The organism is Arenimonas sp. (genome assembly GCF_036275555.1).
In the GTDB taxonomy this organism is placed as follows: Bacteria; Pseudomonadota; Gammaproteobacteria; order Xanthomonadales; family Xanthomonadaceae; genus Arenimonas.
Map to the genome: position 1 here is coordinate 80,456 of NZ_DASUDO010000012.1, position 10,119 is coordinate 90,574.

A 10,119-nucleotide genomic window follows, 5' to 3' on the forward strand; every position below is an offset into this window, starting at 1 on the left:
GCCCCATGCAGATCGGCCCCTACCGCATCGAACCGCGCGTGGTGCTGGCCCCGATGGCCGGCGTCACCGACAAACCGTTCCGGATGCTGTGCAAGCGCCTGGGCGCGGGGCTGTGCGTGTCGGAGATGACCATCTCCGACCCGAAGTTCTGGCACACCAACAAATCGCTGCACCGGATGGACCACGCCGGCGAACCCGACCCGATCAGCGTGCAGATCGCCGGCACCGACCCGGTGATGCTGGCCGAGGCCGCGCGCTACAACGTCGACCACGGCGCACAGCTGATCGACATCAACATGGGCTGCCCCGCGAAGAAGGTGTGCAACACCTGGGCCGGCTCGGCGCTGATGCGCGACGAACCGCTGGTGGCGCGCATCCTCTCGGCCGTGGTGGCCGCGGTGGACGTGCCGGTGACGCTGAAGATCCGCACCGGCTGGGCCGCCGACCAGAAGAACGCGCTCACCATCGCGCGCATCGCCGAGGACAGCGGCATCGCCTCGCTGGCGGTGCATGGCCGCACCCGCGACCAGCACTACACCGGCCACGCCGAGTACGACACCATCGCCGCGGTGAAGGCCGCGCTGCGCATCCCCGTGCTGGCCAACGGCGACATCGATTCGCCGGAGAAGGCGGCCTTCGTGCTGCGCCACACCGGCGCCGACGCGGTGATGATTGGTCGCGCCGCACAGGGCCGCCCGTGGATCTTCCGCGAAGTCGCGCACTACCTCGCCACCGGCGAAAAGCTGCCCGAGCCCACGCTGCAGGAAGTGCGCGACGTGCTGCTGGGCCACCTCGCCCACCTGCATGCCTTCTACGGCGACGTCGCCGGCGTGCGCATCGCGCGCAAGCACCTGGGCTGGTACGCGAAGGACCGGCCGGAGAACGCCGCCTTCCGCGCGGTCGTCAATCGCGCCGACGACGCCGGGTCGCAGCTGCGGCTGACGCGCGAATACTTCGACGCGCTGGTGGCGGGCGTGCCCTGGGATGCCGCGGCCGCCGCGTAAGAGATTTCTTACGCGACCACCGGGAAGGCCGGTTTTCGCGCCACGCATCGTTCATTGGAAAGCGCACGATCGCGACGGGCGCATCCCCTGTTCGCAACCCCCGGAGCACTCGCATGATTCCGCACCCCCCCGTTGTCCCCGCGACGGCCGACCGGCCGTCCCCGTGGCCCGCGCTGTTCGCCGCCGCCCTGCTGTTCGCCGCCACCGCCCCCGCGCTGGCGGCGGAATGGGTCGCACGCCACGGGCTCACGCCCGCGCAATACCAATCCGCCTTCGAGGAGTACACCGGCAAGGGCTTCCGCCTCGTGTCGGTGAGCGGCTACGACGGCGGCCGCGGCCAGGCCCGCTACGCCGCGGTCTGGAAGAAGCAGGCCGGCCCGGCCTGGGCCGCGCGCCACGGCCTGAGCGCCGAGCAGTACCAGGCTGCGTTCAACAGCTTCAACGAGCAGGGCTACCGGCTCACCTTCGTCAACGGCTACGCCGTCGGCAACACCGCGCAGTACGCCGCGATCTGGACCAGGTCCGGCGGGCCGGCGATGGCCGCGCGCCACGGCCTCACCGGCGCGCAGTACCAGGCCGCGGTGACCGAACTTTCCGGCCAGGGTTATGCGCTCAAGCACGTCAGCGCCTACACGGTGGGCAACGCGCCGCGCTTCGCCGCGATCTTCGAGAAGGGCGGCCCGGCCTGGGTCGCGCGCCACGGCCTGACCTCGGCGCAGTACCAGGCGGCGTTCGACGAGTTCACCGGCCAGGGCTACCGGCTCAGCGTCGTCAGCGGCTACCGCGACGGCGGCAGCGACCGCTACGCCGCGGTCTGGACCAAGTCCGGCGGCCCGCAGTGGTCGGCGCGCCACGGCACGCCGGCGGCGCACTACCAGGCGGTGTTCGACAACCACCTCTACCAGTCGTGGGAGCCGGACTACGTCGAGGCCTTCAATGGCGCCGACGGCGTGCGCTTCAACACGATCTGGCGCAACACCACCTTCGCCGCGAAGGACCTCAAGCTGATCGAGGACAAGGCCCGCGCGTACATGCGCGCCAACGACATCCCGGGCCTGTCGATCGCGGTGATGCGCGACGAGAAGCTGGTCTATGCGGCCGGCTTCGGCGTGGCCGACAAGGACAGCGGCATGCCGGTCAGCCCGATGCACCGCTTCCGGGTCGCCAGCGTGTCCAAGCCGATCACCCATGCCGCGATCCTGAAACTCGCCAACGACACGTCGCTCGACACTGGCGACCGGGTGTTCGGTGCGAACAGCCTCCTGGGCGGCACCTTCGCCACGCCGGACAGCAACCCGGATATCGAGGACATCACCGTCGACCACCTGATCCGCCATCGCGCCGGCTTCCGCCGCATCAACAGCGACGGCGCCAAGAGCGACCCGATGTTCGACTACACCGGCACCGGCCACACGGGCCTGATCAACTGGGCGCTCGAGAACTATCCGCTGGGCTACACCCCCGGCACGACGCCGGCCGGACTAACGAGCGACGACATGTATTCGAACTTTGGCTACTGCCTGCTGGGCCGCATCATCGAGGCGCGCTCGGGCAAGTCGTACGAGGCCTACGTACGGGACGCCCTGCTCAAGCCGGCGGGCGCGGGCGACATCGTCATCGGCGGCGACAAGCTGGCCGACCGCAAGCCCGGCGAAGTGGTCTATTACGGCGGCGGCGCCTATTCCAGCGTCAAGCCTCAGCGCTTCGATTCGCACGGCGGCTGGATCGCGCGCCCGATCGACCTGCTCCGCTTCATGAAGCACGAAAGCTGGCTCGGCACGCCCTACGCGCACTACGGCGAGATGAGCGGCACCATGTCCACCTATCGCCGCCGCAGCGACGGCTTCGGCCTGGTGGCCGCCAGCAACAGCAACAACAGCAGCACCAAGGCGATGAACGACATGATGGAAGCCATCGCCAACGACGTGGACACGTGGCCGTCGGTCGACCTGTTCTGACCGGCTAGCGCGCCGCCTGGGTCGCCGCCCCGTCCGCCTCGGGCGCGGGCGGCGCCTCCCAGATCCGGTTCCACATCTGCGACAGCCGCCGGCTGGCCTCCCACGGCCAGCTGATTTGCTTCGGCGGGATTTCACGCCAACCCACGCCGTCGCGCTCGGCCACCACGAAGCGGAAGGTGTAGTCCGGCTCGGCGCCCATGCGCAGGTCGCTCAGCACCAGCTGCCGGTCGCGCACCTCGGCCTTCACGAAGGCGTGGTTGAACCACAGCAGCCGCTGCACGGCGGGGAATTCGCCGACGCGGGCCAGCGACTCGGTGTCGGACGAATACTTCCGGAACACCATCGGGCCGGAATCCGCGACCAGCGAACGCTCGCCCTCCAGGAAGCCGTCCGGCGTCATCACGACCACCCGCCACAGCAGCGTGTTGAACGGCATCGGCACCGAGAACCGCGGCGCCTCCTGCAGTCCCATCGTGGCCAGCGTGCGCTCGGCCTGCCGATCCACCAGCCACTTCGCCGTCAGCGACCAGCCGATGTAGGCGGTGCTCAGCGCCAGGCCGACGACCAGCGCCTTGCGGGCGGCCTCGCGCTCGCGCCAGGACCAGGCCAGCACGCAGGCCACCAGCAGCGGCAGCGTGTAAAGCGGGTCGATGATGAACAGGCTCGACCACATCGCAGGCGACACCGGGATCGGCCACCACAGCTGCGTGCCGTAAACGGTGAAGGCATCGAGGATCGGGTGCGTGACCAGCGCCAGCGCGATCGCCGCGAACCAGCGCCCGGGCGATTCGGCCACCCGCCCGCCCAGCGCGCGGAAGCCCGCCCAAACCAGGAAGGCCAGCGGCAGCAGCACGAGCAGCGAGTGCGAAGGCCCGCGGTGCCAGGTCATCATCGCCACCGGATCCAGGCCCAGCGGCAGCATCACGAAACTGTCGAGGTCAGGCAGCGTACCGAGCGCCGCGCCCGCCAGCAGCGCGGCGCGGCGATGGCCGGCCGGGGCGACGGCGGCCGCGAGGGCGCCGCCCAGTACGATCTGCGATAACGAGTCCATGCCGAGATGCTAACCGCGGCCGCGGTCGCCGTGGCGTGATGCACCGGACCCAGGGGCGGCCGCGCCGACGCCGCGCGGATCGGGCGGGCCGATGCGCCTCAGGCGGCCTGATCCAGCGTGAGCCGAAGTCGCGGCGCGCGCGCGGGCAGTCGCTCCAGCTCGGTGCCGTCGTGGCGCAGCAGCACCAGGCTGCCGTCGGCGTCTTCGGCCAGCGCGGTCAGGCTTTCGACCCAGTCGCCGTCATTGCCGTACACCAGCCCGTCCACCTCGCGCAGCGCCGCGCGGTGGATGTGGCCGCACAGCACGCCGTCAAGGCCACGCCGGCGCGCATCGTCCAGCCCGGCCTGCACGAAGCGGGCGATGTAGCGCTCGGCCGCCCCGCTCTGGCGCTTCAGGAAGTCGGCTAGCGACCAGTAGCGCAGGCCCAACCGGCGCCGCGCCAGGTTGGTCACGCGGTTGCCGGCCAGGATGCGGTCGTAGAGCCAGTCGCCGAAGCGCTCCTGGAAGCCGCCGAAGTGGGTGGCGGCGTCGTAGTCATCGCCGTGCGTCACCAGCAGGCGGCGGCCGTCGGCGATCTGGTGGATGGCGCGGCGGCGCACCTGCATCGCCGGCAGCATCAGCCCGCAAAAACGGCGAATGGGCCGGTCGTGGTTGCCCGGCACGTAGATGAGCTCGGTGCCGGCGCGGGCCAGTTCGTGCAGCGCCTCCACCACCCGGTTCTGGTCGGCACCCCAGGCGGCGCGGCGCTGGGCCATCCACCACAGGTCGACGATGTCGCCGACCAGGTACAGGCGCCGCGTGCTGAGCCCGTCGAGGAAGACCGCCAGCTCGGCCGCGTGGCAGTTGCGCGAACCCAGGTGCACGTCGGACAGGAAGACCGCGCGCTGCCGGCGCGTCGCGGCCGCCATCACGCCGCGTCGCCCGCCGCGAGCGCCGCCGGCACCGGTCCGAGGTAGCGCTCGCGCTTGCGCGGCCGCACGCGCGACAGGTCCACTTCCACCAGCCCGTCCACGGCATTGTTGAAGGCCGGGTCCACGCCGAACGCCAGGAAGCGCGCGCCGCCGGGTTCGCACAGTTCTGTGTACTGCTTGTAGAGCGTGGGCACGCGCGTGCCGAGCGCGCCGAGGTTGGCCTTCAGGACGCGGAACGCGTCGTCGGCGCCGAGCTCGCCCCAGGCCGGCGGCGCGGCCAGGAAGCGGAACGGCCGGTTCGCGACGACTTCGCCGCGATGACCGCCGAAATAGCGGTCGTAGTAGGCCACGAGCTGCTCGCGGGCGGCGATCGGCAGCTCGGCGCTGATCGTCACCGGGCCGAACAGGTAGCGCACGCCCGGGTGCGCGCGCAGGTAGGCGCCGATGCCCAGCCACAGGTAATCGAGGCTGCGCGTGCCCTGGTAGGCCGGGGCGACGAAGCTGCGGCCCAGCTCCATGCCCTGCGCCAGCCGCGGCAGCAGTTCGCAGGGGTAGCGGAACAGCGACGCCGTGTAGAAACCCTCGCGGCCACGCTCGGCCAGCACGCGCTCGCCGTCGGCGATGCGGTAGGCGCCGGCGATTTCCAGCGCCTCCGGGTCCCACAGCACCAGGTGGTCGTACCAGCTGTCGTAGGCGTCGAGATCGAGCTTGCGGCCGGTGCCCTCGCCTGCCGCGCGGAACGTCAGCTCGCGCAGGCGGCCGATCTCGCGCAGCAGCGGCGAGTCGGTGTCGAGCCGGCCGGCGCGGATGCGCTTGCCGTCGGGCGTGCTGCCGAGCAGCGGCAGCTTCGCCAGCTCGCCCACCAGAAAACGGCGGTCGACCGCGTGCACCAGTGGCTCGGGGCCCTTTGCCGCGGCCTCGCGCCGCGAACCAATGGCGTACAGCGCCTGCCGCACCGAGGCCAGCGCGTTCGCCGGCGGCTGGTCGTCGGCCAGCACCAGCGGCCGGCCGATGCGCAGCGCGATGCGGCTGCCGCGGCGGGCGAACAATTCGCGCGGCAGCAGGGCCGTGCCCGCCGGCTTGAACAGCGCCGACGCGCCGTAGAACAGCGCCGAATTGCGCGCCCCGATCCGCACCGGAAGCACCGGCGCCCCGCTCGCCTTCGCGAAATGCAGGAAGCCCTTGCGCCAGCGGCCGTCGCGCACGCCCTGCAGCCCCAGGCGCGACACCTCGCCCGCCGGGAATACGATCACGCACTCCTCCCGCGCCAGCGCTGCGTCCACCGCGGCCAGGCTGCCGGCATCGGGCTTGCCGCCGAGGATGCGCAGCGGCAGCAGCAGGTCGCGCAGCGGTTCGACGGCGTCAAGTAAATCGTTGGCCAGGATCCGCACGTCGCGGCGGACGCCGGTGACCAGATGCAGCAGTGCCAGCGCATCCAGCGCGCCCGACGGGTGGTTGGCGACGATCAGCACGCGCCCGGACTGCGGGATGCGCTCGCGCTCGACCTGGTCGACGGTGTAGCGGACCTCGAGGTGGTCCAGCGCCGCCTCGATGAATGCGCGGCCACGCAGGTGGCCGTTGTCCGCGAGGAAGCGCTCGGCCTCTTCCAGCCCCGACCACTTGCCCAGCCCGCGCACCAGCGGCCGCGCCAGCCGCCCTTGCGGGCCCTCGAACCACCTCGGATAGCGTTCGGCCAGGCGACGCTCGAGCTCGATCATGGACAGCCCCCGTGCTTGCGACGGCGGCAGCTTCGCGCCCGCGCCTGACAGCCCGGTGAAACCCCGGCGTCAGCGGGGTGACAGCCGGCTTAACCGGGAGGCAACATGGCGGGGCGCAGGATGCACCCGGGGGTCCGGGCGTGTATCATGCCCGCCCCACCCATCCTTTCATCTCAATCAAGGGATATAAGCGACGATGTCCAGCTACCTCTTCACCTCCGAGTCGGTCTCCGAAGGCCACCCGGACAAGATGGCCGACCAGATTTCCGATGCGGTGCTGGACGCGATCCTCGCCCAGGACCCGAAGGCCCGCGTGGCCTGCGAGACGCTGGTGAAGACCGGCGCCGCCATCGTCGCCGGCGAGATCACCACCTCCGCCTGGGTGGACATCGAAGCCCTGGCCCGTGGCGTGATCAACGACATCGGCTACGACAACTCGAACGTTGGTTTCGACGGCCACACCTGCGCCATCGTCAACATGATTGGCAAGCAGTCGCCCGACATCAACCAGGGCGTGGACCGCAAGAAGCCGGAAGAACAGGGCGCGGGCGACCAGGGCCTGATGTTCGGCTACGCCTGCAACGAGGCGCCGGAGTACATGCCGGCCGCGATCTATTACGCGCACCGCCTGGTCGAGCAGCAGGCCAAGGTCCGCAAGGCCGGCAAGCTCAAGTGGCTGCGCCCGGACGCCAAGAGCCAGGTCACCCTGCGCTACGAGAACGACAAGATCGTCGGCCTCGACGCCGTGGTGCTGTCCACGCAGCACGACCCGAACGTCAAGCACAAGGACATCGTCGCCGGCGTCATGAAGCACATCCTCGAGCCCGTGCTGCCGAAGGCGTGGCTTAAGGCGCTGCCGAAGTCGAAGATCCACATCAACCCGACCGGCAACTTCGTGATCGGCGGCCCGGTGGGCGACGCCGGCCTGACCGGCCGCAAGATCATCGTCGACACCTACGGCGGCATGGCCCGCCACGGCGGCGGCGCGTTCTCGGGCAAGGATCCGTCCAAGGTCGACCGTTCGGCCGCCTACGCGGCGCGCTACGTGGCCAAGAACATCGTGGCTGCCGGCCTGGCCGACAAGTGCGAAGTGCAGGTGAGCTACGCGATTGGCGTGGCCGAGCCGACCTCGATCTCGGTCACCACCTTTGGCACCGGCAAGATCGGCGACGACAAGATCGAGAAGCTGATTCGCACCCACTTCGACTTGCGCCCGTACGGCATCACCAAGATGCTGGACCTGCTGCACCCGATCTACCGCCTCACCGCCAGCTACGGCCACTTCGGCCGCAAGCCGTTCCAGGTGACCTACACCGACGGCAAGGGCAAGAAGCACACCGCCACCGCCTTCTCCTGGGAGAAGACGGACAAGGCCGACGCCCTGCGCAAGGCCGCCGGCCTCGACAAGCCGTCCACCGCCAAGAAGAAGTAACCGCCTTGCCCCCTCTCCCGCTCGCGGGAGAGGGCCGGGGAGAGGGAAAAACGGGCCGCGAAAGCGGCCCGTTTTCATTGCACCCCCCGGCATTCATCCCTCCATCGCGAACTGGCGATACAATGGCGCCCGGTCTGGAAAGACCCGCACCCCCGGCAGCCGCCCCGCGGCCCGCCGGACCCTCCGCCGAGGGGCGCTGCAAGCCCGGTCCGCGCTGCGGACAAGGGATCAGGCTCGGCTGAGGTTCCGTACCAACCGCGCCCGTTAGATTGAGACGGCCCGTCGGGGCTGAAGCCCCTCCCACAGGGGTCCGCGGCCGTCCCACAAAACGGAGCAATACCCAAATGAACGCTGTCGTAAACCTCAAGCACGACTTCAAGGTCGCCGACCTGTCCCTGGCCGAATGGGGCCGCAAGGAAATCGACATCGCCGAGCAGGAAATGCCGGGCCTGATGTCCATCCGCGAGAAGTACGCCGCCGCCAAGCCGCTGAAGGGCGTGCGCGTCACCGGCTCGCTGCACATGACCATCCAGACGGCCGTGCTGATCGAGACCCTGAAGGACCTCGGCGCCGACGTGCGCTGGGCGTCCTGCAACATCTTCTCCACCCAGGACCACGCCGCCGCGGCCATCGCCAAGTCGGGCACCCCGGTGTTCGCCTGGAAGGGCGAGACGCTGGAGGAGTACTGGGACTGCACGCTCGACGCGGTCACCTTCCCGGGCGGCAAGGGCCCGGAGCTGGTGGTCGACGACGGCGGCGACGTCACCCTGCTGATCCACAAGGGCTATGAGCTCGAGAAGGGCGACACCGCCTGGGTCAACTCGCCCTCGGGTTCGCACGAGGAGCAGGTGATCAAGGACCTGCTCAAGCGCGTCGCCAAGGAGCGTCCGGGCTTCTGGACCAACGTGGTGAAGGACTGGAAGGGCGTCTCGGAAGAGACCACCACCGGCGTGCACCGCCTCTACCAGATGCTGGAAGCCGGCAAGCTGCTGGTCCCGGCCATCAACGTCAACGACTCGGTCACCAAGTCGAAGTTCGACAATCTCTACGGCTGCCGCGAGTCGCTGGCCGACGGCCTCAAGCGCGCGATGGACGTGATGCTGGCCGGCAAGGTCGCGGTCGTGTGCGGCTACGGCGACGTCGGCAAGGGCTCGGCCCACTCGCTGCGCGCCTACGGCTGCCGCGTCGTGGTCACCGAGATCGATCCGATCAACGCCCTGCAGGCCGCGATGGAAGGCTTCGAGGTCAACACCGTCGAAAACACCCTCGGCCGTGGCGACATCTACGTGACGACGACCGGCAACAAGGACGTCATCACGCTCGAGCACATGCAGCAGATGAAGGACCAGGCCATCGTCTGCAACATCGGCCACTTCGACAACGAGATCCAGATCGACCGCCTGAACAGCTCGGGCGCGGTCCGCCTGAACATCAAGCCGCAGGTCGACAAGTACACGTTCGCCAACGGCAACTCGATCTTCATGCTGGCCGAAGGCCGCCTGGTGAACCTCGGCTGCGCCACCGGCCATCCGAGCTTCGTGATGTCGAACTCGTTCTCGAACCAGACCCTCGCGCAGATCGACCTGTGGGCCAACAAGGACACGTACGAGAAGAAGGTCTACATCCTGCCGAAGAAGCTGGACGAGGAAGTGGCCCGCCTGCACCTCGAGAAGATCGGCGTGAAGCTGACCACGCTGACGAAGGCCCAGGCCGACTACCTCGGCGTGCCGGTCGAAGGCCCGTACAAGCCCGAGCACTACCGCTACTGATCGACCCCACGGGGCGGGGTTCTCCGCCCGGCTTCCGGAACGGCGCCCTCGGGCGCCGTTTCCGTTGATGGGGGGCGAAAGCGCGCGCGTGCGGGCACGTCCGATCGGACGATGCCATGATGGGTCGGGCCGTCGGCTGGGGAGCCGGGATGAGCAGGGGCGTTCAGCGATCTCGCTGCGGGCGGGGCATCGACTTCCGATGAGCGGGTCGAGGCACTACGCCGCATTCATCAGCTACAGCCACGCCGACGAGCGCTGGGCGACCTGGGTCCACCG

Annotated in this window: 7 protein-coding genes and 1 riboswitch; of the genes, 4 read left to right on the forward strand and 3 right to left on the reverse strand. The window is 69.7% G+C overall.

The window, feature by feature from the left end:
• Positions 1-5 precede the first annotated feature (5 nt).
• Both dusB and VFV21_RS04155 read left to right on the forward strand, forming a co-directional pair.
• Complete coding sequence (dusB, locus tag VFV21_RS04150; protein ID WP_329668222.1) at positions 6-1,004, forward strand: tRNA dihydrouridine synthase DusB; 999 nt, start codon at positions 6-8, stop codon at positions 1,002-1,004.
• Positions 1,005-1,117: 113 nt separating this feature from the next.
• Positions 1,118-2,962 carry a serine hydrolase gene (locus VFV21_RS04155; protein WP_329668223.1) on the forward strand — a complete coding sequence of 615 codons (1,845 nt, stop codon included), beginning with the start codon at positions 1,118-1,120 and terminating at the stop codon, positions 2,960-2,962.
• Positions 2,963-2,966: 4 nt separating this feature from the next.
• Here the strand turns inward: VFV21_RS04155 and VFV21_RS04160 are convergent, their stop codons facing one another.
• The 3 genes from VFV21_RS04160 to VFV21_RS04170 all read right to left on the reverse strand — a co-directional run bounded on the left by VFV21_RS04160 (position 2,967) and on the right by VFV21_RS04170 (position 6,642).
• On the reverse strand, positions 2,967-4,013 hold the full coding sequence (locus VFV21_RS04160) for a metal-dependent hydrolase (RefSeq protein WP_329668224.1): 1,047 nt from the start codon (positions 4,011-4,013) through the stop codon (positions 2,967-2,969).
• A gap of 98 nt (positions 4,014-4,111) precedes the next feature.
• Entirely contained in the window at positions 4,112-4,921 is an 810-nt protein-coding gene (locus tag VFV21_RS04165; RefSeq protein WP_329668225.1) for a UDP-2,3-diacylglucosamine diphosphatase, read from the reverse strand.
• On the reverse strand, positions 4,921-6,642 hold the full coding sequence (locus tag VFV21_RS04170; protein WP_329668226.1) for a lysophospholipid acyltransferase family protein: 1,722 nt from the start codon (positions 6,640-6,642) through the stop codon (positions 4,921-4,923). The genes VFV21_RS04165 and VFV21_RS04170 overlap by 1 nt, the downstream gene beginning before the upstream one ends.
• 196 nt (positions 6,643-6,838) lie before the next feature.
• Between VFV21_RS04170 and metK the strand changes: the two genes are divergently transcribed.
• Both metK and ahcY read left to right on the forward strand, forming a co-directional pair.
• The gene (gene metK / locus VFV21_RS04175; RefSeq protein WP_329668227.1) at positions 6,839-8,074 is read left to right on the forward strand and encodes a methionine adenosyltransferase; all 1,236 of its coding nucleotides are present in this window, start codon (positions 6,839-6,841) and stop codon (positions 8,072-8,074) included.
• 182 nt (positions 8,075-8,256) lie between these two features.
• Positions 8,257-8,344: riboswitch (S-adenosyl-L-homocysteine riboswitch) on the forward strand.
• A gap of 74 nt (positions 8,345-8,418) precedes the next feature.
• Positions 8,419-9,843, forward strand: coding sequence for an adenosylhomocysteinase (ahcY, locus tag VFV21_RS04180; RefSeq protein WP_329668228.1), 1,425 nt, complete (start codon positions 8,419-8,421; stop codon positions 9,841-9,843).
• Positions 9,844-10,119 lie beyond the last annotated feature (276 nt).